The following is a 21972-nucleotide window of genomic DNA, read 5'->3' on the forward strand; positions in this document are numbered from 1 at the left end:
CATCCCGCCGGCGAACACTGTGCTGCCGGCAGGTGGTCGACCGGCGGTGGCGGTCAGCCCGCCGGCTGCGCGGCCACCCGTCCGGCGCCGACGTCCCCGGGCTGCGCGACGGCGAACATCGGTACGAAGAGCTGGGCGAGCGGCCCGATGGCGAGCGCGTACGCCACCGTGCCGAGGCCGACCGTGCCACCGAGCAGGAACCCCAGGGCCAGGACCGTGATCTCGATCACCGTGCGCACCAGCCGGATGGAGCGGTTCGGCCGACGGGCCACGTAGCCGGTCATCAGGCCGTCGCGCGGGCCGGCGCCGAGGCGGGCGCCGAGGTAGAGGCCGGTGGCCGCGCCGTTGGCCACGATCCCGGTGATCAGCAGTCCAATTCGGATCCAGAGCGGCCCGCCCGCCGGCAGCAGCGCGAGCGTCGCGTCCACGACCAGCCCGATGACCACCACGTTGCTGACGGTGCCGAGGCCGGGGCGCTGCCGCAGCGGGATCCAGAGCAGCAGGACGACCGCGCCGACGGCGATGGTCACGGTGCCGAAGGAGAGCCCGGTGCGCTCGGAGAGCCCCTGGTGGAACACGTCCCAGGGGTTGAGGCCCAGCCCGGACCGGATCATCAGCGCCATGCTGATCCCGTACAGGGCCAGCCCCACGAAGAGCTGGGTCAGTCGGCGGACCGGCCGGTGCCGCAGATTGCCAATCGCTGCCATGCATGCCACCCTAGGGGCCAATTCGTCGAGGGATAGAGCCAATCTCGGGGAGGTGGCCATGACGAGTCAGGTTCGAGGAGTCCAATTGGCCCGACTGCTCGGGCAGTGGCATTCGCTGCCCGGTCGTCGCCGCAGCCCCGACTACGCCGCGCTCGCCGGTGCGGTCCGCGGACTGCTCGCCGACGGCCGACTGCCGCTGGGCGTACGCCTGCCCGCCGAACGGGAGTTGGCCCAGGCGCTGAGGATCAGCCGGACCACCGTCACCGCCGCCTACCGGCAGTTGCGGGAGAGCGGGCACCTGGCCAGCCGGCGGGGGGCGGGCAGCTGGACCATGCTTCCCGGCAACCACCGGGTGACCAGCACCGGGTTGTGGACGCCGCAGGACGACGTCGACATGATCGACCTCGGGGTCGCCGCGCTGGCCGCGCCGGCGGAGCTGGTGCCGGCCGCCCGGGCCGCCGCCGAGGACCTGCCCCGCTACCTCGGTGGGGCCGGGTACCACCCGACGGGGATCGTCGAGCTGCGCGAGGCGGTCGCCCGCGGCTACACCGATCGGGGCCTGCCGACCTCGGCCGACCAGATCATGGTCACCAGCGGCACCCAGCACGCCCTCGATCTGGTGCTGCGGCTCGCCGTCTCGCCCGGCGCCGGCGTGCTGGTCGAGTCGCCCACCTACCCGAACGCGCTGGCCGCGCTCGCCGCCCGCCGGGCCCGGATCGCCACCCACGGGCTCGCCTCGGACGGCGCCGGCTGGGACGCGGACCTGCTGCTCGGCAGCATCCGCCAGGGCCGGCCGAAGCTGGCGTACCTCATCCCGGAGTTTCAGAACCCGACCGGCCACCTGATGGCGGCCGACCTGCGGGAGCGGGTGGTGGCCGCCGCCCATGCCGCCGGCACCGACCTGGTGGTCGACGAGTCCTTCGTGGACCTGCCGCTGGACGGCACGCCGCTGCCGCCTCCGGTGGCGACGTTCGACCGGCACTCCCGGGTGATCTCGATCGGCGGGATGAGCAAGCCGTACTGGGGTGGTCTGCGGATCGGCTGGGTGCGCGCCTCCGCCCCGCAGGTGCAGCGTCTGGCCGCGGCACGCGTCGGCGTGGACATGGCCAGCCCGGTGCTGGACCAACTGGTGGCGGTGCACCTGCTGGCCGAGGCGCCGGCGATCGTCGCGGAACGCCGGGCGCAGCTCACCGTCCAGCGTGACGCCCTCCTCGGCGTGCTCGCCGAGCGGTTGCCGGACTGGCGGGTCACCGTGCCGCGCGGCGGGGTGACGCTCTGGGCGGAGCTCGACGGGCCGATCTCCAGCGCCCTGGCCCGGGCCGCTGAGGAGGTCGGCGTACGGCTGGCGCCGGGTCCCCGGTTCGGTCTGGACGGCACCCTGGAGCGGTTCCTCCGGCTTCCGTTCACCCTGCCGGCGGCCGAGCTCGTCGACGCGGTCGGCCGGATCGCCGCCGTCCGCTACGACCTGGATCGCGCCGCCCGTCCACAGTGGCGGGAGCCGGCGGTCATCGCCTGAACCGCCGCGGGCCCCCCGGCCGCAGGTGCGGGAAGGAGGGCCGGCGGCGATCGGTTCAAAGCTCGGCGAGCGTACCCGCGTACATCTTGTCGATCTCGGCGGCGAAGTTCGTCTCCACGCCGCGACGCTTGATCTTCAGCGACGGGGTGATCTCGCCGTCCTCGATGGTCAGGTCCCGCGGCAGGATGCTGACCTTCTTGATGGTCTCCCAGCGGTTGAGCCTGCTGTTGAGCTGGGCCACGTACTCCTCGACCATCGCCTGCGCCTGCGGTGCGGCCACGATCTCTGCGTAGTCGCGTCCCGCCAGCTCGGTGCCGGCCGCCCAACCCTTGATCGCGTCGGCGTCCAGCGTGACCAACATGGTGCAGTAGTTGCGGGCCTGGCCGATCACGACCGCCTGCGAGGTGTACGGGCAGATCGCCTTGAACATCCCCTCGATGTGTGAGGGGGCGATGTACTTCCCGCCGGAGGTCTTGACCAGGTCCTTCTTCCGGTCGGTGATCCGCAGGTAGCCCTGGGCGTCCAGGGTGCCGATGTCACCGGTGCGGAAGAAGCCGTCCTCGGTGAACGCCGCCGCGGTCTCCTCGGGCAGGTTGTGGTAGCCGCGCATCACCGGCCGGCCGCGCACCAGGATCTCCCCGTCGGTGTCGATCCGGCACTCCAGGTCGCCCATCGCCTTGCCGACGGTACCGATGCGCAGCCCGTCCGGCGGGTTGACGAAGTTGCCCGCGCTGGTCTCGGTCAGACCGTAGCCCTCGGAGATCGGCAGGTTGGCGGCGGCGAAGAACGTGGCGATCTCCGGGCTGAGCGGCGCGGCGCCGGAGACCAGTACGCGGATCCGCCCACCGAGTCGGGCCTGGAGCTTGCTGAACACCAGCTTCTCGGCCACCCGGTAACGCAGCTTCAGCCCGGCCGGAACCGGGCTGCCGGCCTGCTCCAGGGCGACCTTGCGCTTGCCGACCTCGACCGCCCAGGCGAAGATCTTCGCCTTCGCGCCGCCGCCGCTCTGCGCGGTGGTCACCGACTTGTTGTAGACCTTCTCGAAGACGCGCGGTGCGCCGCACATGAGCGACGGCCGGATCACGCCGAGCAGGTCGACCAGCTTGTCCACCCGACCGTCCACGTACGTCGGCAGGCCGACGTGGGTGGCGCCGCAGAGCAGGGTCTTGCCGAACGAGTGCGACAGCGGCAGCCAGAGGTACTGGAGGTCGTCCTCGCGCAGCAGCCCCAGGTTGGCCTGCGCCACGCCCTCCCAGCACCAGCCGCCGTGCAGCAGCTCGACGCCCTTCGGCCGACCGGTGGTGCCCGAGGTGTAGATGAGGGTGGCCAGGTGGTCCGGGCCGATGCCGGCGACGATCATGTCGATCAGGTCCGGCTCGGCGGCGAGGGCTCGCTCGCCGCGCTCCTCCAGATCGGCGAGGGTGAGCTGAGGGAGGGCGGCGGCCGGGTCCGGCGTGCCGTCGAAGAGCACCACGTGGGTCAGCGCGGGCAGGTCGGCCCCGGCGATCTTGGCGGCCTGCGCCGGGTTCTCCGCGAAGAGCACCCGCGAGCCCGAGTCGGCGACGATGTAGGTCGCGTCCGCCGGCTCGGTGGTGGGATAGACAGTCGTCGTCGCACCGCCGGCGCACATGATCCCGAAATCCGCCAGCACCCACTCGATCCGGGTGTTGGCCAGGATCGCCACCGGGTTCTCCAAGCCGACGCCGAGGCCGTGCAGCCCAGCGGCGATCGCCTTGGCGCGCCGCCCCACCTGGGCCCAGGTCAGCCAGACGGGGCCGGAGTCGTCGGCCGCGGGGTGGGCGAAAGCCTGGCGGTCGGGGGTCGCCGCCACGCGCTTGAGGAACATGTCGGGGATGGAGCGGTACGGTACATCGAGAGCCATCGCTGTGCCGCCTTCGGGGGTGTGGCGTGACGGGCGTCACGTCATGGTGGTTACCGAAGGGTATGCGTGGCACCCCGGCCGGGGCTACCCCCGGTGATCGTCCGACAGGGCAGCCGGAGCGGCCGTTCAGGCGTACCGGGCGGCGACGAGCGACCAGTCGTAGGTGGCGCGGATCCAGTTGCGCCGCGCGGCGAGCACCGGGTGGACCGTCGGGTCGCCCTCCGCGAGGAGCTTCGCCTCCGCCGTCAGGTACGCCGACAGCGTGTCGTTGAACCGCTCCGCGGCCGCCCGTAGCGCCGCGGCCTCGTCGTGGCCGGACTCGCGGGCGATCACCGTCACCAGGTTGTGCCCGTCCGGGTCGGTGCGTTCCTTCGAGTAGGAGAAGACGTCGTTGCACCAGCAGACCAGGTCCGCCGCGAGGGTGTCGACGGCGAGCACCGTCGGCTCGGTTCTCGTCGCGGCGCCGGGCAGGCCGGCCAGGGCGAGGTCGGTCAGCGCGAAGCTGGGGTGCACCCCGCCGGTGTGCCGGCGCATCTGCACGTACTCGGCCACCCCGGGAGCCCGCCCGTGCTCCCGGTTGCTCGCTTCCCACAGCAGCGCGAGCAGGTAGTCCCGTACCCGGCTCACGAAGCGCAGCAGCAGGGCCGAGCGTCCGCGGGCGCGTACCCGGCGGCAGAGGTCGTGCAGCGCGCCGCCGAGCGGGCCGTCGTCCGGCGTGCCCGGACCGTCGCCGTGCCGGTCGAGCACATCGAGCAGGTCCGCCACGACCGGCGCGAGCCGGGTCGGTGCGGCGCCGAGGCCGTCCTCGTCGCAGGCGTCGTCCATGACGAACAACCAGGAGATCAGGTCGGTCAGCAGGCGGACCTCGTCGACCGGCCCGTCGGGGGCCGCCCGCCCGGCCAGCCCGGCAGCGTCGGCCCGGCGCAGCCGGCTCATCCGGTGTCCGGAATCGATCAGCCCGAAGCTCAGCGCCCAGGTCGTGCTCTCCCCGGCCAGCCGATCGGTGGCGTCATGGCGCCGTGCGGGAAAGGGGGGTTCCCGCAGCGCCGAGACTGCAAAGGTCCGCATGGTGCCCCCAGTCGCGCTGTTGCGGAGCGAACGACGCGGGAAAGCGTACGGGAGCAGAGATCGGTTCGGTTCGTTGGGTGCACATCGCGGGACGGTCTGTGAGTGACCGATTATGTGCAGTCAGTCATATCCCCAGGTCGGCGCCGCGAAGCCGCTGCACCAACTCTCTCGGGCCGTCCAACTGCACCCGGGCCACCCGCTGCCGTCCGGAAAGGAACAGCGTGAGTTCGCCGGGCGCCGCGACCAGCCGCAGCTGCTCGCCGCCCCGGCCGACCGAGAGTTGCCCGTGACCGGGCGCCTGCACGTAGACGTCCGCCGGAAACCGGCGCAGCGCCAGCCGGGCCAGCGGCCCGGCCCGCCGCCACAGCGCGGACCGCAACCCGGCGGGGAGGTCGCGAGGCGACCAGTCTGCTCCGCCCCGCCGCACGTCCTCGTGGTGGATGAAGAACTCCATCGTGTTGGCCAGCTCGTCGGTGAGCGGGTTGCTGACCGGGCTCCAGATCGGCGGCCTGCGCACCTGGGCCACCAGCTCGGCGAAGGGGCGCGCGGCGACGCGTCGGCGGACCCGTTCACCGTAGTCGCGCAGCGGCGGGAGCATGATGCCGCCGGCGGCGTCCGGCCGGCGTTCCCGCACGACCAGGTGCGCGGCCAGATCGCGGGTCGACCAGCCCTCGTTCACGGTGGGCGCGTCCGGCCCCAGGGTCAGCATGAGATCGGCCAGCGCGTCGCGCTCGGCCCGGGCGTACCGGGGCATGACCAGATGGTAAGCCGCCGCGCGGCCTCCGGCGCGCCCGCCGCCGGCAGCTGCGCACGTCGGCGAAGAGGGCCGGGATCGCGCACCGTGCCGGACCCGGCACGATCCGATACGAGGTCGTCACGTGACCGTCGACATATCCGGGCGGACGGCGGGGCCACCTCCGGACCGGTAAGGATGGGGGAGATAATTGCGGCTCACGGCGGGGGAGAACGTGGCGAGCAGTACGAGTCGGGACGTGGTCGGTCGGGGATTGGCGGTTCTCGGGCGGGCGATCCGGGAGCAGCCACGGATCTTCACGGTCGCGGTCGCCGGCAGCGTGCTCTTCGGATCCATGGTGATCGCCAGCGCGTACGTGGTCGGCGCGGTGGTCGGGGACGTGGTCGTACCGTCGATCGAACGCGGTTCGGTCGCCGGGGGCACCCTGGCGCTGGCCGCGGTGGCGCTGTTCGGGATCAGCGTGCTGCGGGTGGTGGGCATCTTCGGACGCCGGCTCGGCGCCGGCTACATGCAGTACCGGCTCCAGGCCGCGTACCGCCGCCGGGTCACCCGCCGTTACCTGGAGCTGCCGCTGGCCTGGCACCACCGCAACTCCACCGGCACACTGCTCTCGAACGCGAACTCCGACGTCGAGGCCGCCTGGTACCCGATCGCGCCCCTGCCGTTCGCGGTGGGCACGCTGGTCATGCTGGTCGGCGCGGTCGCCTCGCTCTTCGTCACCGACTGGGCGCTCGCCCTGGTCGGGCTCGCCGTGTTCCCGGCGCTGTTCGTGCTGAACGTGGTCTACTCCCGCCGGATGGCACCCCGGCAGGCGCGCGCCCAGCGGCTGCGGGCCGAGGTCAGCGGGATCGCGCACGAGAGCTTCGACGGCGCGCTCGTGGTGAAGACGATGGGGCGGGAGGCGCAGGAGACCAGCCGATTCGCCGGCCGGGCCGGCGAGCTGCGGGACTCGCTCATCTCGGTGGGCCGGCTGCGCGGCGTCTTCGACCCGATGCTGGAGACCCTGCCCAGCCTCGGCACCCTCGCCGTCCTGGTGGTCGGCACGTTCCGGCTCCGGCAGGGCGCGATCGGTGTCGCCGACCTGGTCAGCGTGGCGTTCCTCTTCACCGTGCTGGCCTTTCCGGTGCGGGCGATCGGCTGGGTGCTCGCCGAACTGCCGCGCAGCGTCGCAGGCTGGGACCGGCTGCGCCGGGTGCTCGACGCGACCGGCGAGATGCCGTACGGCGACCGCGAACTCGATCCGGCCGACCCGGCGCCCGCCACACTCAGCTTCCGCGACGTGTCCTTCGCGTACGAGCCGGCCGAGGCGCACCTGCCCGGCGCCGAGGTGCTCGGCGAGGTCTCCTTCACCGTGCCGCCCGGAAAGACCGTGGCCCTGGTCGGGCCGACGGGTGCCGGCAAGTCGACGATCGCCTCGCTGGCCGTACGGCTGGTGGATCCGCGCTCCGGCACGGTCACCCTGGACGGTGTGGACGTACGCGAACTGACCGGCGCGTCGTTGGCCCGCACCGCGGCGCTGGTCGCCCAGGTGCCGTTCATCTTCGACGACACCGTCCGGGCCAACATCGCGCTGGACCGGGCGGGCGTCAGCGACGACGACGTGTGGGCCGCGCTGCGGCTGGCGGAGGCGGACGGTTTCGTGGCCGCGCTGCCCGACGGGCTGGACACCATGGTCGGGGAGCGGGGCACCTCGCTCTCCGGTGGGCAGCGGCAGCGGCTCACCCTGGCGCGTGCCCTCGCGGGCCGGCCGCGGCTGCTCGTGCTCGACGACGCCACCAGCGCGGTCGACCCGCGAGTGGAGGCCGCCATCCTGGCCGGGTTGCGGTCCGCCGACCGGGCCGGGGGCGCTCCCGCCTCGATCCTCGTGGTCGCGTACCGGCGGGCGACCATCGCGCTGGCCGATGAGGTGATCTACGTCGAGCAGGGCCGCGTGGTGGCGCGGGGCAGCCACACCGAGCTGCTCGCCACCGTGCCCGGCTACACGGACCTGGTCACCGCGTACGAGCAGGCCGAGGTGGAACGCACCCAGGAGCAGCCGTACGACCCCGAGGCGGATCCGCTGCACTCGGGCCTGGAAATCGAGGTGGACCGGTGAGCGCGAGGAGTGCAGCGCAGCGGGAGGCGGAGGCGCCCGAGCCGACCGAGACGACCTGGCAGACTCTGCGGCGCGGCCTGGCGCTCTCCCCGGAGCTGCGTACCGGGCTGCTCGGCACGCTCGCCCTCGCCCTGGTCTACATGGTCGGCCGCGTCGCCGTGCCGGTGGCCGTGCAGCAGGGCATCGACAACGGCATCGTCGGCGGGCTCGACCTGGACGTGGTCTGGACGGTGGTGGCGGTCGCCGCCGCCATCCTGGTGGTGACCACGCTCTGCGGCTACCTGATGATGCGCCGCCTGTTCACGGTCAGCGAGACCGCGCTGGCGAACGTCCGGATCCGGGCGTTCCGGCACGTGCACGACCTGTCGATGCTGCACCAGCAGTCCGAACGGCGTGGCTCGCTGGTCTCGCGGGTCACCAGCGACGTCGACCAGATCACCCAGTTCCTCCAGTGGGGCGGGGTGATCCTGCTGGTCAACCTTGGTCAGCTGGTGGTGACCACGATCGTGATGCTGGCGTACTCCTGGCAGCTGACGTTGATGGTCTTCGCCGCCTTCCTGCCCGCGATCTTCGTGATCCGGTCGTTGCAGCGTCGCCTCGGCTCCGCGTACGGCATCGTCCGGCAGCGCACCGGGGCGCTGCTGGGCGCGATCGGGGAGAGCGTGGTCGGCGCGCCGGTGATCCGCGCGTACGGCATCGCGGGACGTACCGCGCGTCGTCTCGACGAGGCGATCGACGGCCAGCGCCGGGCACAGCAGCGGGCCATCCGGATCAGCATCATGGGCAGCTCGGTCGGGGAGTTGGCGGCCGGGCTGGCGCTGGCCGGCGTGGTGGCGCTCGGGGTGGTCCTCGGCGTCGGGGGCACGCTCAGCATCGGCCAGCTGACCGCGTTCCTCTTCCTGGTCACCCTCTTCATCCAGCCGGTGCAGATCGCCACCGAGGTGCTCAACGAGGCGCAGAACGCCATCGCCGGCTGGCGGCGGGTGCTGAACGTCCTCGACGTGGCGCCGGACGTGGCCGACCCCGGTGAGCAGGGGCGGGAACTGCCGTCGGGCCCGCTGGACATCCGCTTCGCCGAGGTGGGCTTCGCGTACCCGGGCGGCGCGCGGGTGCTGCACGACATCGACGTGGAGATCCCGGCGAAGAGCCGGGTGGCGGTGGTCGGCGAGACCGGCAGCGGCAAGACCACGTTCGCCAAGCTGCTCACCCGGCTGATGGACCCGACCGACGGCGCGGTGCTGCTCTCCGGGGTGCCGCTGAACGAGGTGCGGTTCGCCTCGCTGCGGGCCCGGGTGGTGATGGTGCCGCAGGACGGGTTCCTCTTCGACGCCACGGTGGGGGAGAACGTCCGGTTCGCCCGTCCGGAGCTCACCGACGAGCAGCTCGCGGCGGCCTTCACCGAACTGGGCCTGGCGGACTGGCTGGACGGGCTGCCCGCCGGGCTGGACACGCCGGTCGGCGAGCGCGGCGAGGCACTGAGTGTGGGGGAGCGGCAGTTGGTGGCGCTGGCCCGCGCCTACGTGGCCGATCCGGACCTGCTGGTGCTCGACGAGGCGACCAGCGCCGTCGACCCGGCCACCGAGGTACGCCTGCAACGCACCCTGGACGCGGTGACCCGGGGCCGGACCACGCTCGCCATCGCGCACCGGCTCTCGACCGCGCAGGCCGCGGACGAGGTGATCGTGGTCGACCGGGGCCGGATCGTGCAGCGTGGCCCGCACGACGAGTTGGTCCGCGACCCCGAGTCGACCTACGGCCTGCTCTACGCCTCCTGGCTGGAGCAGACCCGCTGATCCCGGCACGGGTGCCGATCGTGCCGGGACGGTGGGGTCAGCGGGAGTAGTACTCCACGATGAGTTGCTCGTCGCAGATCACCGGCACCTCGTTGCGGGTCGGTTCGCGCAGCAGGGTCGCCCGCAGGCCGGCCAGGTCCACGTCCAGGTACGGCTGGCCCGGGCCGTCCCCGCGGTTCGCGCCGGTGGCGGCGGCCTGGAACGGCAACCGCTCCCGGCTGCGCTCCCGGACCCCCACCACCTGCCCGGGGCGCAGGCGGTAGGAGGGGCGGTCGACCTTCTGCCCGTCGACGGTGATGTGGCCGTGGGCGACCAGCTGGCGTGCCTGGTAGATGGTGCGGGCCAGGCCGGCGCGGTGGACCACGGCGTCGAGGCGGCGCTCCAGGAGCGCGACCAGGCGTTCGCCGGTCTTGCCCGTGCCCCGGGCGGCCTCGTCGAAGGTGCGGCGCAGCTGAGTCTCGCTGACGTTGTACTGGTGGCGCAGGCGCTGCTTCTCCAGCAGCCGTACCTGGTAGTCCGACGTCTTGCGGCGCTGCCGCCCGTGTACGCCGGGCGGGTAGGGGCGGCGTTCGACGTAGCGGACGCACTTGGTGGTGAGGGGGATGCCGAGGGCGCGGGAGAGCCGGGCCTTGGGCCGGGCTTGGTTCACGTGGACGTCTCCGATCAGGTGCTCTATGGTGCTAGTTAGGTAAGGCTAACCTACTAAGGAGGTCGCGCCATGGGACCCAGCCCCGCGGAGATCGTCCGCACCCTCGTCGCGGGCCGGCTCCCCGGCCTCGTCCACCTGGCGCACCGGCCCGGCCCGCACCACGTGCGGCACGTGACGGACCCGGAGGGGCGCGTGTTGCTGTTGGTGCCGGTGGTCAGCGACCTCGCCGCGGCGCTGCGGCCGGCCGAGGGCGACCAGGACGTGGCGATCGTGCTCGACGTGCTCGACCTGCCGCCCGCCGCGGGCGCACCCTCGCTCGGCCGGGCCTGGGTCTCCGGCTGGGCGGTCGAACTCGACGGCGGGCAGGCCCGCGCCGCGGCGCAGGACTTCGCCGCCGTGGAGCCGACAGGTGACCTGCTCGATCTCGGCCGGCGGTTCCGGTTGTTCCGCTTCGAGGTGGCCGAGGTCCGCTGGGAACGCGACGACAGCGTCCGGCGTATCGACCCGGAGGTGTACGCCGAGGCCGAGCCCGACCCGCTGCACCCGGTCGAGGCCGAGTTGCTGGCCGACCTGACCGACCATCACGGCGCCGAGGTGACCGCGTACCTGCGTCGGCAGTTCGGGCTGACCGCCGACGACCCGGCCGACGCGCCGCGGGTGGTGCGGATGGACCGGTACGGCCTCGTCGTGGTCCTCGGCGGGCCGGGGGCCCGGCGGCGGGTGCGGCTGGCCTTCCCGGCTCCGGTGGCCGATCACGCCGAGTTGGTCCGGCTGCTGCACCCGATGATCTGCCCGCGCGCCGCCGCCGGCTGAACCACGGCCCCGCGCGCCGAGCCGCAGCCGCCGAGGGGAACCGTCGCGGGCCGAGCACCGGCCGCCGGTGCGAAGGAGAACCGCCGTGGGGCTCAGTGCCGGGGCAGGCCCCGGTTGACGAGCTCGGTGGGGATCAGCAGGTCGCGAGGTGCGGAGCGGTCGCCCTTGATCCGGCGGAACAGCAACTCGGCGGCCGTCCGCGCGAGCGTGCGGGTGTCGTAGGCGACCACGGTGAACGGGTAGGGCAGCAGCCGGGACAGGTCGAAGTCGTCGAACCCGAGCAGGGCGGCGTCGCTGCCTCGGCGGTGCAGCTCCTCGACCGCGCCGAGCGAGATGCGGTTGTTGAGGGCGAAGAAGGCGGTCGGCGGGTCGGGCTCGTCGAGCAGGTCACCGACGACGCTGGCGGCCGTCTCCGGGTCCCGGATGCCGTAGCGGATCAGGCGGTCGTCCGCCAACCCGGCCGCGGCGAGCGCGTCCCGCGCGCCGGCCAGCCGTTCCCGCATGGTGTAGATGGCGGTCGAGTCGAGCAGGATGCCGACCCGGCGGTGGCCGAGCTCGACCAGTTGCCGGACGCCGGCGTGGGCCCCGCCCCGGTTGTCGATCAGCACCGTGTCGGCCGGCAACCCGCCGGCCGGTCGGTCGAGGAACACCGCCGGGGTGCCGCGTTCCACCTCGCTGCGCAGGAACGCGTGGTCCTCGCCGGCGGGTACGACGAGCAGGCCGTCCACCTGGCGGGCGCACAGATCGCGCAGCAACTGCTGCTCCCGGGCCGGGTTCTCCTCCGAGCTGGCGATGAGCAGCATCGTGTCGTGCTCCGAGGCGACCTCGGCCACGGCGCCGGCGATGGTGGCGTAGAACGGGTTGGCGATCTCCTCGATGAGCAGCCCGATCGTCGCCGTGGCCTGGCCGGAGCGGAGCGAGCTGGCCAGGTGGTTACGACGGAAACCGAGCTCGGCGACCGCGGCGAGGACCCGCTGCGCCACCTCCGGCTGCACGTAGGGCGCGTTGTTGACGACCCGGGAGACCGTCTTCACGCTCACGCCGGCGAGGGCGGCCACGTCCACCATGGTGGGTCGCTTCGTACGGCTGGGAGCGCTGGTCACCTGCGAGACCTTACCGCCCCCGGGCGACGGATGGATCAAGCCTGGAACAACTCCTTGACACGTTTGATCTTTCACCGCGAAGATCTGACAACGTTGTCAGCCTGGGAGGCGTCATGTCCGAGTCCGCGTCCATGTCGCGGCGAACCTTCCTGTCCACCGGCGCCACGCTGCTCGCCTCGGTCGGCGTGGCCGTCGTGCTGCCCGAGGCCGCCTCCGCCGCGCCCGCCGGGCCGCCGCACGGAACCGAGACCACCGACCTGGCCCGGTACCGGCCGGTGCGCGTCTCGTCGACCGACTACGCGCCCACGCCGGGTTCGTTCGCCGTGGACGGACTACCGCAGGTCGGGGTACGCGGCAGCGGCTGGCGGGCCGCCGCCGGTGACCCACAGTGGATCTCCGTCGACCTCGAGGCGCCCTGCCGGATCGAAGCGGTGACGCTGGTCTTCGAGGCCACGCTCGCCGACGGACCGTTCGACGGCAACTACACCGACACCGACGGCGACGAGATCCTCTCCAGCGTCGCGGTGGCCTACCGGCTCGAGGTCTCCTCCGACGGGCAGACCTGGCGGACCGTGTACGAGACCACCGAGGGACAGGGCGGGGTCCAGGCGATCCGGCTTCCGGAGCCGGCCACCGCGCGATGGATCCGGATGACCGCTACGAAGCGGTCGAACGGCAACCCGGTCGGTCTCAACGGGTTCCAGGTCTACGGCACCGCCCTCGCCGCCCGCCCGCCCGTCGAGGGCTGGACCGACTGGGCGGGGGGCAACACCCGGCCCGCGCCCGAGCTGAAGGTCGCCGCCGACGGCACCGTGCCGGTGGAGTCCGGCTGGTCGCTGACGATGGACGACTTCGCCGGCACCACCGACGGCGCGGAACTGTCCACCGGTGGGGTCGACGTGCGGGACTGGTTGCCCGCCACCGTGCCCGGCACCGTGCTGGGCACCCTCGTCGAGCGGGGACACCTGCCCGACCCGGTCTCCGGCTTCAACAACATGCGCATCCCCGAGGCGCTCTCCCGGCACGCGTGGTGGTACCGCCGGGCGCTGCGGCTGCCCCGAGGGCTGGACACCTCGGCCGGCCGCCACGTGTGGCTCGAGTTCGACGGCGTCAACCACGAGGCCGTCGTCTGGGTCAACGGGAAGCGGGTGGGCGACGTCAAGCACCCGTTCGCCCGGGTGGCCCTCGACGTCACCCACGCCCTCGCCGGTCACACCGAGCACGTCGTCGCCGTCCAGGTGACCCCGATGCCGCACCCGGGAACTCCGGGCGACAAGGGCGCCGACGGGCGGACCTTCCTCCAGTCGGCCCACCACTACCTCGACGCGCCCACCTACCTCGCCGTCTCCGGCTGGGACTGGATGCCCGCGGTCCGTGACCGGGTCACCGGCATCTGGAACCACGTCCGGCTGCGCAGCACCGGGGCGGCCGTCCTCGGCGACCCGTACGTCAAGACCACGCTGCCGGACCTGCCGGGTACCGGCACCGCCGAGGTCACCATCGCCGTACCGGTACGCAACGCGGCCGCCACGGCCACCACCGTGACCGTCCGCGCGGAGTTCGACAAGGTCAAGGTCGAGACCACGGTGACCGTACCCGCCGGCGGGGACACCACCGTCGAGTTCACTCCGGAGCGCTTCCACGCGCTGCGGCTGCGCAACCCCCAGCTCTGGTGGCCCAACGGCTACGGCGAGCCACACCTCTACGACCTGAAGCTCACCGCCACCGTCGCTCGGAAGGTCAGCGACCGCCGTGCCGTCCGCTTCGGTATCCGCGAGTTCGGCTACGACTGGCACCAGCCGATCCAGATCTCACCCGCCGCCACGCCCCCGCTGGACTTCGTCGACGGAGCGGCGACGCAGACCGTCACCTTCGACCGCCGGCACGCCCGGCACGTCCGCATCCAGGCGGGTCGGCGCGCCACCGGGTGGGGCGTCTCGATGTGGTCGCTGTCGGTGGCCGACGGCGACGGCCCCGACCTGGCCCGAGGAAAGGCCGCCACCGCCTCCGGCTCGGAGAACGACACCAACGTGCCCGGCAACGCCGTCGACGGCGATCCCCGCACCCGCTGGGCCTCGACGTACGAGGACGACCAGTACATCCAGGTCGACCTCGGCGCGGCGGTCGACTTCGACCGGGTCACGATCGTCTGGGAACAGGCGTACGCCCTCGACTACCGCGTCCAGGTCTCCGCCGACGGGGAGTCCTTCACCGATGTGAAGGCGGTCAGCAACGAGACTCCGCTGGGCAGCCGGGCCACCCAGGTCGAGACGTTCCCCGAACAAACCGCCCGGCACCTACGCATTCAGGCGGGTACGCGGGCCACCTCGTGGGGCGTGTCGATGTGGACGCTCTCCGTGCGGCGGCAGGCGGAACCGGACGTCGACCTCGCCCTGCACGCCGCCGTGCGGGCCTCCTCCGCCGACAGCGACTCCACCGGTCCCGAGCAGGCCGTCGACGGCAATCCGCGTACCCGCTGGGCGTCGAAGGCGGAGGACGGCCAGTGGATCGAGGTCGACTTCGCTCAGCCGGTCACCTTCGACCAGGTGACCATCGTCTGGGAGCAGGCGTACGCCCGCGACTTCGTCATCCAGGTCTCCGACGACGGGCAGCGGTGGACCGACGTCAAGTCGGTCAGCAACAAGATCACCGAACTCAAGATCAGTGTGAACGGCGTGCCGATCTTCGCCCGCGGTGGTAACTGGGGCTGGGACGAGCTGCTGCGCCGGGTGCTGCCCGACCGGCTCGCCGACACCGTCGAGATGCACCGCGACATGAACTTCACGATGATCCGCAACTGGCTGGGCAGCAGCAACCGTGAGGAGCTCTACCAGGCCTGCGACGAGCAGGGCATCCTCGTGTGGAACGACTTCTGGCAGGCCGGCCAGTTCCTGCCCAACCCGCCCGGCTACGTCGACATCGCCGCCGACACGATCCGGCGGTACCGCCACCATCCGAGCATCGTCGTCTGGTGCGGCGCCAACGAGGGCGACCCGCCGCCGATCGTCGACGCGGGACTCAAGCAGGCGGTCGCCGCCGAGCACCCGGAGATCCTCTACATCCCCAACTCCGCGAGCGGCATCGTCAGTGGGCGGGGGCCGTACCACTGGGTCGACCCGGCGACGTACGTCGACAACAAGATCTACGAGGCTGACTCCTTCGGCTTCCACACCGAGATCGGCATGCCGGTGGTCTCGGTCGTCGAGAGCATGCGCAACCTCGTCGGCGACGAGCCGGAGTGGCCGCCGAGCGTGGTCTGGAACCACCACGACTGGTCGACCGTCGGCAATCAGCGCGTCGGCACGTACCAGGACGCGATCGACGCGCGGCTCGGCGAGTCCGGCTCCATCGAGGAGTTCGCCACCCGGGCGCAGTTCGTCAACTACGAGAGCCACCGCGCCATGTTCGAGGCGTGGAACGCGAACCTGTGGCAGGACGCCACCGGACTGCTGCTGTGGATGTCGCATCCGGCCTGGCACAGCACGGTCTGGCAGACGTACGACTACGACCTGGACGTCAACGGTGCCTACTTCGGCACCCGGAAGGGCTGCGAGCCGCTGCACGTACAGGCGGACCCCGGCACCTGGCGGGTCCGGGCCGTCAACCACACCACCACGGCCCTCACCGGCGCCACCGTCACCGCCCGCCGCTACGACCTGCGGGGCCGGTCACTGGGTACGCCGCAGAGTCAGCGGGTGGACGTCGCCGCCTCCGCCACCTCGGCGGCGTTCACGGTGCCCGCGCCGGACGGCGCCGGGCTGCACCTCGTGCGGCTGGAGCTGCGCGACAGCCACGGCCGGCTGCTCTCCGAGAACACCTACTGGCGCTACGGCGCGGCCGAGGAGATGCGCGCGCTCAACGACCTGGCGCGCACACGCCTGTCGACGGAGACCGGCGGCGTACGCGCCACCGGGGGGCGCGTCACGGTCACCACGACGGTGCGCAACGAGGGCGACACGGTGGCCGCGCTGGTCCGGCTGAGCGTGCGTGACTCCCGTGGCGATCGGGTGCTGCCGGCCCGGTACGACGAGAACTACTTCTGGCTCCTGCCGGGTGAGTCGCGCCGGGTGGAGGTCTCCTGGCCGGCGCGGCTGGACCTGCGGGGTCGCGTGCAGGTCTCGGCGCGGGCCTACAACTCGGCCGGCTGACGTTCCGGTGCGCCGGTCGTCGCTCCGGCGACCGGCGCACCCGTCGGCGCGGCGGGGCCTACCCGGTGGTCAGCTCGCCGACCAGGTAGCGCTGGACGGTCGGGCCGACGGCGGCGACCAGGGTCGCCGGGTCGGCGGAGGCGACCGGGTCCAGCCGGATCACGTACCGCATCATCGCCAGCCCGACCAGCTGGGTGGCGACCAGCGACCCGCGCAGCGGCAGCTCGGCCGGGTCGATGTCGAGGTGCTCCAACACCCGGCGCAGTACCTGGGTGACGACGAACTCGCGCAGCAGGCGGGCCGTCCACTCGTTGCTCACCGCCGAGCGCATCAGCGCCACTCCGGCGGTGCCGGCCGGGGAGTCCCAGACGCCGAGGAACGTGCGCACCAGACGCTCGCCGATGCCGTCGCGGTCACCGGCGAGCACCCCCGGGAGCAGCTCGCGGGGGTCGACCGGCGCCTGCATCGCGGCCAGGAAGAGCTGGTCCTTGCTGCCGAAGTAGTGGTGGACCAGCGCCGGGTCCACCCCGGCCGCGGCGGCGATGGTCCGGATGGAGGCCGCGGCGAAGCCCCGCTCAGCGAACGCGGACCGCGCCGAGGAGAGGATCGCCTCCCGGGTGTCCGGGTTGCCGGGCCGCCGGCCGGTCCGTCGTGCCATCGCCGCCATTCACTCCGTTCCTCGCTTGCGCCCCACCCGCCGGGCCACCGTGGCCCCCGGCCCGGCGAGTGGGACCGGTCGGTCAGCCGCTGCGCCGCCGCAGCGTGGCCGCGGCGAGCGCCAGCGCGAGCACCGTCGCGCCGACGACCACCGCCAGGTCACGCCACATCGTGCCGGTCGGGTCGGCGTGCGCGCCGACCTCCTGCAACGCCTCGACGGCGTACGACAGTGGCAGTACGTCGCTGACCGCCTGGAGCCATCCGGCCATCTCGTCGCGGGGCACGAAGAGCCCGCAGAGCAGCAGTTGGGGGGCGACCACGACCGGCATGAACTGTACGGCCTGGAACTCGGTGCGGGCGAAGGCGCTGCAGAACAGGCCGAGCGCGACCGCGAGCACCGCGTTCAGCGCGGCGATCATGATCACGAGCTGGCTGCCGCCCGCGGTGTCCAGGTCGAAGACCCAGTACGCCAGCGCCGCGGCGACGGTCGCCTGCACCGCCCCGGCCAGCCCGAACGCGATGCCGTAGCCGAAGAGCAGGTCGGCCCTGGCCAGCGGCGTGGTGAGCAGGCGTTCCAAGGTGCCGTTCGTGCGCTCGCGCAGCATGGCGATGCTGGTCACCAGGAACATGATGACGAACGGGAAGAAGCCGAGCATGACCAGCGCGATCCGGTCGAAGGTGGACACCCCGCCGGGCGGGGCGGGCTGGTCGGCGTACATGTAGTAGACGAGGGTGAGCAGCAGCGTCGGCACCACCAGCAGCAGCGCCACCGTACGCCGGTCGTGGCGCAGCTGGCGCAGGATGCGGCCGGTGGTGACCGCCAGGATCCGCGGGTTCACGCCGTCTCCCCTCCGGTGCCCGCCGGCACCCCGGCGCCGGCCTCGCTCGCCCTGATCAGGCGCAGGAACGCCTCGTCGAGGTCGGCCACGCCGGCGGCGGCCCGGACCGCGTCCGGGGTGTCGTCGGCGATCAGGCGTCCCTCTCGGATGAGCAGCAGCCGGTCGCACCGGGCCGCCTCGTCCATCACGTGGCTCGACACCAGCAGTGTCACCCCGCTCGCCGCCAGCTCGTGGAAGCGGCTCCACAGGTCGGCGCGGAGCACCGGATCCTGGCCGACGGTCGGCTCGTCGAGGACGATCAGCTCCGGCTCGCCGACCAGGGCGCAGGCGAGCGAGGCCCGACTGCGCTGTCCGCCGGAGAGCGTGCCGACCAGTTGTCCGGCCGCCGCGCCCAGCCCCACGTCCGCGACCGCCCGGTCGGCGTCGGCCCGGCTGCGCCCGTGCAGGGCGGCGAAGTAGCGGGCGTTCTCCCGCACCGTGAGGTCGGCGTACACACTCGGGGCCTGGGTCAGGTAGCCGACCCGTCGGCGCAGGTCGGTCGCACCGGCGGGACGGCCCAGCACCGTCACCGTGCCGCCGTGGACCACCTGCACCCCGACCACGGCACGCATGAGGGTGGTCTTGCCGCTCCCGCTCGGGCCCAACAGCCCGGCGACCACGCCGCGCGGCACCGCGCAGCTGATGCCGTGCAGCACGCGCCACCGCCCCCGGTCGACGACCAGGTCGCGGAGCACTATCGCATCTTCCATCGCCCCTCCCCAAAAACTCACCATGTGTTGAACTCAACGCTAGGTGAATTGTTCGCTCGTGCGCAACAGGTGACTTTCGGGTGCGGTCGATCCGGCGGCCCGGAAGCCGTGGACTCCCGTCGGCGAAGGGACTCTTCCGGCGATCGAACCGTTGATTCGGACACCACGTGCGGCATCGGACACCGCCGGTACGGCACGATGGCGGGCGTGGATCACGCTCCGTTGCCGTACGCCGGGTTCCTCGACGACTGGGCGGCCCGGCTGCGGAAATTCGGCGAACGGCCGGTCGTCGGGATCATGCTGCGCGGCAGCCACGCCCGGCAGGCCGCCACCGAGCACAGCGACGTCGACCTCGACGTGCTGGTCGGTGGCGCGCCGTACGCGGCGCGACGGGCGTACCTGGCCCCGACTGCCGGCCGGCTCACGCACGTCTCGGTGGCCGCCCGGGACGTCCGCTCCTGGGTGGCCCGGCTCGGAGAACCGCCCGACTGGGCATTCGGGCTGCCGGTCCTCACGCCGGCCCGGCTGCTCTGGGCGGACGCCTACTGGCGACGCCGGATCGATCTGCCGGTGCTCTGTCAGCCGGCCGGTGAGCCGCAGCTGGAGGAGCTGATCGCCACACTCGGCAAGGTGGCCGGGGCCCGGGTCGCCGGGGACCATCTCGGGGTCCGCCTCGCCGCCGCAGACCTGGCCCGGCTCTGCCCGTCGGTGCTACGGCTGGCCAACCCGTCGGTACGCGTCGCGTCGCGCCGGGCCGCCGTCGAGGCCGCCCTGAACCTCCCGGTCGCCCCGCCCGACTACCGGGAGGACATGCTGCTCTGCCTCGGCCTGCGCCCGGGTGCTCCCGGGCAGCTCTGGGCCGCGGCCGTCCGGCTGGTCACCGGGTCGCTGCCGCTGATCCGACCGTACGCCGAACGGATCGCCGAGGCCGCCGGGACGGACCTCGCCGAGGCGCTGCTCGACGGCCGGCTGGACCGTTACGTCGCCCAGCTCACCCGGGCGTCGGACGGTCCGCTCCGACCTCGGCGGGAGGCGTCGCTGGTCCCCGCGCCGCGTGCGGGAGAATGGGTGACTGTGCCCGTACCTGACGCGCCCGTGACCGGCGCCCCCGTCCCAGCGAGCGAGCCGCCGGTGCCCGGCCCGGCCCGTCCGTCGCAGCTCGACCCGGCCGTCGCGGCGCGTCTGCGGCGCACCGCCGATGGGCTGGTGGCGGCCGTGGTGCGCGACCACGACAGCGGCGAGGTGCTGATGGTCGCCTGGATGGACGACGAGGCGCTGCACCGCACGCTCACCACCGGGCGGGCCACCTACTGGTCGCGCAGCCGCCAGGAGTACTGGGTCAAGGGGGCCACCTCCGGTCACCACCAGTACGTCCGCTCGGTGGCGCTCGACTGCGACGGTGACGCCCTGCTGGTGACCGTGGAACAGGTCGGCGCGGCCTGCCACACCGGGCACCGCACCTGCTTCTTCGACGAGCTGCCGGTCACCGGCGCGGACGCGCCGTGAGCAGGCCGGGGTTCCGGCAGGCGAACGGGAGGCGGCGGCGGTCATGACCGATGGCGCGGTGAGCCCCGACCAGGCGACCTTCACCGAGCTGGCGGCCCGCTGGCGGGTTGTGCCGGTGACCCGGCGGCTGCTGGCCGACGCGGAGACCCCCGTCGGGGTCTACCGCAAGCTGGCCGGTGGCCCGGGCACGTTCCTGCTGGAGTCCGCCGAGCAGGGCGCCGGGTCGGCCGGCATGACCTGGTCGCGGTACTCGTTCATCGGCGTACGAAGCAGCGCCACGCTCGTCGAGCGGGACGGTGCGGCCGTCTGGCTCGGTCGGCCTCCGGCCGGGCTGCCCACCGGCGGTGACCCGGTCCACGTGCTGCGGGAGACCGTCGCGGCTCTCGCCGGTCCGGCGTGGGATCCGGCCAGCGGAATGCCGCCGCTCACCGGGGGCATGGTCGGCTACCTCGGCTACGACCTCGTACGCCGCTTCGAGCGGCTGCCCGAGCGGACCGAGGACGACCTGGGCGTGCCGGAGCTGGGCATGATGCTCGCCACCGACCTGGTGGTGCTCGACCACTACGACGGCTCGGCGATCCTGGTCGCCAACGCGCTCCTGCCCCCGCTGGACGAGCCGGCGCGGGACGAGCTGGTCGCCGCGGCGTACCACCATGCGGTGGGTCGGCTCGACGCGATGACCACGGCACTGTCCCGGCCGATCCCGCCGATGATCTCGTCGGTGGACCGGCCGCCCGCGGGCGACGTGGTCAGCCGGACGCCCGACGGTGGCTACCCGAAGGCCGTGGAGGTCGCCAAGGAGGCGATCCGGGCCGGCGAGTGCTTCCAGATCGTGCTGTCGCAGCGCTTCGAGCGGCCCACCCACGCCGATCCGCTGGACGTCTACCGGGTACTGCGCACCACCAACCCGAGCCCGTACATGTACCTGCTGCGGTTCGACGGCTTCGACATCGTCGGCTCCTCCCCGGAGGCGCACCTGAAGGTGACCACCGAGGCCGGCGGCCGACGGCGTGCGCTGCTGCACCCGATCGCCGGCACCCGTCCGCGCGGCGCGAGCCCGGCCGAGGACGCCCGCCTCGCCGCCGAACTGATCACCGACCCGAAGGAACGGGCGGAGCACGTCATGTTGGTCGACCTGGGCCGCAACGACCTGGGCCGGGTCTGCCGGCCCGGCACGGTCGAGGTGCCGGAGTTCGCCACCATCGAGCGGTACAGCCACGTCATGCACATCGTCTCCACCGTGGTCGGCACACTGCGGGAGGACCGGACGGCGTTCGACGCCCTGGCCGCGACGTTTCCCGCCGGCACCCTCTCCGGTGCCCCGAAGGTGCGAGCCATGGAGATCATCGAGGAGCTGGAACCGGTCCGGCGTGGCGTCTACGGCGGCACGGTCGGCTACTTCGGCTTCGGCGGGGACCTGGACATGGCCATCGCCATCCGGACGGCGCTGATCCGGGCCGGCCGCGCGTACGTGCAGGCCGGTGCGGGTGTCGTGGCCGACTCCGACCCGGGCGCCGAGGACCAGGAGACTCGGAACAAGGCCGCCGCCGTGCTCGCGGCCATCGCCGCGGCGGAGACGCTGAGGCCGGCCCGGTGAGCGCGAGGAGTGCAGCGCAGCGGAGCCCCGCAGTCGCGAACGAAAGGCCGGCTTGGTGAGCGCGAGGAGTGCAGCGCGGCGGGGCCCCGCAGTCGC

16 protein-coding genes and 1 pseudogene are annotated in these 21972 nt (G+C 72.9%); 8 read left to right on the forward strand and 9 right to left on the reverse strand.

The window, feature by feature from the left end; all coding sequences use genetic code 11:
- Positions 1-53: 53 nt before the first annotated feature.
- A complete protein-coding gene (locus AB0F98_RS14205; protein WP_357734064.1) occupies positions 54-707 on the reverse strand; it encodes a hypothetical protein in 654 nt (217 codons plus the stop codon).
- Between the two features lie 58 nt (positions 708-765).
- Here AB0F98_RS14205 and AB0F98_RS14210 point away from each other — a divergent pair, with 58 nt between their 5' ends.
- On the forward strand, positions 766-2223 hold the full coding sequence (locus AB0F98_RS14210; protein ID WP_357734067.1) for a PLP-dependent aminotransferase family protein: 1458 nt from the start codon (positions 766-768) through the stop codon (positions 2221-2223).
- A 55-nt stretch (positions 2224-2278) separates the two neighbouring features.
- Here AB0F98_RS14210 and AB0F98_RS14215 read toward each other — a convergent pair whose 3' ends face one another.
- The 3 genes from AB0F98_RS14215 to AB0F98_RS14225 all read right to left on the reverse strand — a co-directional run bounded on the left by AB0F98_RS14215 (position 2279) and on the right by AB0F98_RS14225 (position 5927).
- A complete protein-coding gene (locus AB0F98_RS14215; protein ID WP_357734069.1) occupies positions 2279-4105 on the reverse strand; it encodes a long-chain fatty acid--CoA ligase in 1827 nt (608 codons plus the stop codon).
- Between the two features lie 126 nt (positions 4106-4231).
- The gene (locus AB0F98_RS14220) at positions 4232-5173 is read right to left on the reverse strand and encodes a terpene synthase (protein WP_357734072.1); all 942 of its coding nucleotides are present in this window, start codon (positions 5171-5173) and stop codon (positions 4232-4234) included.
- A 124-nt stretch (positions 5174-5297) separates the two neighbouring features.
- Entirely contained in the window at positions 5298-5927 is a 630-nt protein-coding gene (locus tag AB0F98_RS14225) for a TIGR03085 family metal-binding protein (RefSeq protein WP_357734075.1), read from the reverse strand.
- Between the two features lie 214 nt (positions 5928-6141).
- Between AB0F98_RS14225 and AB0F98_RS14230 the strand changes: the two genes are divergently transcribed.
- Entirely contained in the window at positions 6142-8022 is a 1881-nt protein-coding gene (locus AB0F98_RS14230) for an ABC transporter ATP-binding protein (RefSeq protein ID WP_357734717.1), read from the forward strand.
- A complete protein-coding gene (locus AB0F98_RS14235; protein ID WP_357734078.1) occupies positions 8019-9815 on the forward strand; it encodes an ABC transporter ATP-binding protein in 1797 nt (598 codons plus the stop codon). The genes AB0F98_RS14230 and AB0F98_RS14235 overlap by 4 nt, the downstream gene beginning before the upstream one ends.
- 37 nt (positions 9816-9852) lie before the next feature.
- Here the strand turns inward: AB0F98_RS14235 and rpsD are convergent, their stop codons facing one another.
- Positions 9853-10464, reverse strand: coding sequence for a 30S ribosomal protein S4 (gene rpsD / locus AB0F98_RS14240; RefSeq protein WP_357734081.1), 612 nt, complete (start codon positions 10462-10464; stop codon positions 9853-9855).
- A 69-nt stretch (positions 10465-10533) separates the two neighbouring features.
- Between rpsD and AB0F98_RS14245 the strand changes: the two genes are divergently transcribed.
- The gene (locus tag AB0F98_RS14245; RefSeq protein WP_357734084.1) at positions 10534-11277 is read left to right on the forward strand and encodes a DUF2470 domain-containing protein; all 744 of its coding nucleotides are present in this window, start codon (positions 10534-10536) and stop codon (positions 11275-11277) included.
- Positions 11278-11369: 92 nt separating this feature from the next.
- Here the strand turns inward: AB0F98_RS14245 and AB0F98_RS14250 are convergent, their stop codons facing one another.
- Positions 11370-12344: a LacI family DNA-binding transcriptional regulator gene (locus tag AB0F98_RS14250; RefSeq protein ID WP_357734720.1), complete on the reverse strand. Its 975-nt coding sequence runs from the start codon at positions 12342-12344 to the stop codon at positions 11370-11372.
- A 149-nt stretch (positions 12345-12493) separates the two neighbouring features.
- On the opposite strand from AB0F98_RS14250, the gene AB0F98_RS14255 reads away from it, so the two are divergent.
- On the forward strand, positions 12494-16528 hold the full coding sequence (locus AB0F98_RS14255) for a discoidin domain-containing protein (RefSeq protein ID WP_357734087.1): 4035 nt from the start codon (positions 12494-12496) through the stop codon (positions 16526-16528).
- A gap of 58 nt (positions 16529-16586) precedes the next feature.
- Here AB0F98_RS14255 and AB0F98_RS14260 read toward each other — a convergent pair whose 3' ends face one another.
- The 3 genes from AB0F98_RS14260 to AB0F98_RS14270 all read right to left on the reverse strand — a co-directional run bounded on the left by AB0F98_RS14260 (position 16587) and on the right by AB0F98_RS14270 (position 18773).
- A complete protein-coding gene (locus AB0F98_RS14260) occupies positions 16587-17186 on the reverse strand; it encodes a TetR family transcriptional regulator (RefSeq protein ID WP_357734091.1) in 600 nt (199 codons plus the stop codon).
- A gap of 82 nt (positions 17187-17268) precedes the next feature.
- Positions 17269-18024: an ABC transporter permease gene (locus AB0F98_RS14265; RefSeq protein WP_357734094.1), complete on the reverse strand. Its 756-nt coding sequence runs from the start codon at positions 18022-18024 to the stop codon at positions 17269-17271.
- Positions 18021-18773, reverse strand: a complete 753-nt coding sequence (locus AB0F98_RS14270; RefSeq protein WP_357734097.1) for an ABC transporter ATP-binding protein — start codon at positions 18771-18773, stop codon at positions 18021-18023. Before AB0F98_RS14270 ends, AB0F98_RS14265 begins: the two co-directional genes overlap by 4 nt.
- Positions 18774-19070: 297 nt before the next feature.
- On the opposite strand from AB0F98_RS14270, the pseudogene AB0F98_RS14275 reads away from it, so the two are divergent.
- From AB0F98_RS14275 to AB0F98_RS14285, 3 genes and pseudogenes are all read left to right on the forward strand, one after another.
- Positions 19071-19667: pseudogene (locus tag AB0F98_RS14275) on the forward strand (phosphoribosyl-AMP cyclohydrolase); the annotation flags it as partial.
- 180 nt (positions 19668-19847) lie between these two features.
- A complete protein-coding gene (hisI, locus tag AB0F98_RS14280; protein WP_357734723.1) occupies positions 19848-20279 on the forward strand; it encodes a phosphoribosyl-AMP cyclohydrolase in 432 nt (143 codons plus the stop codon).
- Between the two features lie 43 nt (positions 20280-20322).
- Positions 20323-21876, forward strand: coding sequence for an anthranilate synthase component I (locus AB0F98_RS14285; protein ID WP_357734100.1), 1554 nt, complete (start codon positions 20323-20325; stop codon positions 21874-21876).
- Positions 21877-21972: the final 96 nt, after the last annotated feature.

The sequence above is a fragment of the Micromonospora sp. NPDC023737 genome (assembly GCF_040639715.1).
Lineage (GTDB): Bacteria > Actinomycetota > Actinomycetes > Mycobacteriales > Micromonosporaceae > Micromonospora.

Bases quoted from the DNA above. Each gene is read 5' to 3' on its own strand.
- AB0F98_RS14255 (WP_357734087.1), top strand. From the start codon at position 12,494: ATGTCCGAGTCCGCGTCCATGTCGCGGCGAACCTTCCTGTCCACCGGC.
- AB0F98_RS14210 (WP_357734067.1), top strand. From the start codon at position 766: ATGACGAGTCAGGTTCGAGGAGTCCAATTGGCCCGACTGCTCGGGCAG.
- AB0F98_RS14260 (WP_357734091.1), bottom strand. From the start codon at position 17,186: ATGGCACGACGGACCGGCCGGCGGCCCGGCAACCCGGACACCCGGGAG.
- AB0F98_RS14245 (WP_357734084.1), top strand. From the start codon at position 10,534: ATGGGACCCAGCCCCGCGGAGATCGTCCGCACCCTCGTCGCGGGCCGG.
- AB0F98_RS14205 (WP_357734064.1), bottom strand. From the start codon at position 707: ATGGCAGCGATTGGCAATCTGCGGCACCGGCCGGTCCGCCGACTGACC.
- AB0F98_RS14215 (WP_357734069.1), bottom strand. From the start codon at position 4,105: ATGGCTCTCGATGTACCGTACCGCTCCATCCCCGACATGTTCCTCAAG.
- AB0F98_RS14225 (WP_357734075.1), bottom strand. From the start codon at position 5,927: ATGCCCCGGTACGCCCGGGCCGAGCGCGACGCGCTGGCCGATCTCATG.
- AB0F98_RS14285 (WP_357734100.1), top strand. From the start codon at position 20,323: ATGACCGATGGCGCGGTGAGCCCCGACCAGGCGACCTTCACCGAGCTG.
- AB0F98_RS14270 (WP_357734097.1), bottom strand. From the start codon at position 18,773: ATGGAAGATGCGATAGTGCTCCGCGACCTGGTCGTCGACCGGGGGCGG.
- AB0F98_RS14220 (WP_357734072.1), bottom strand. From the start codon at position 5,173: ATGCGGACCTTTGCAGTCTCGGCGCTGCGGGAACCCCCCTTTCCCGCA.
- AB0F98_RS14250 (WP_357734720.1), bottom strand. From the start codon at position 12,344: ATGGTGGACGTGGCCGCCCTCGCCGGCGTGAGCGTGAAGACGGTCTCC.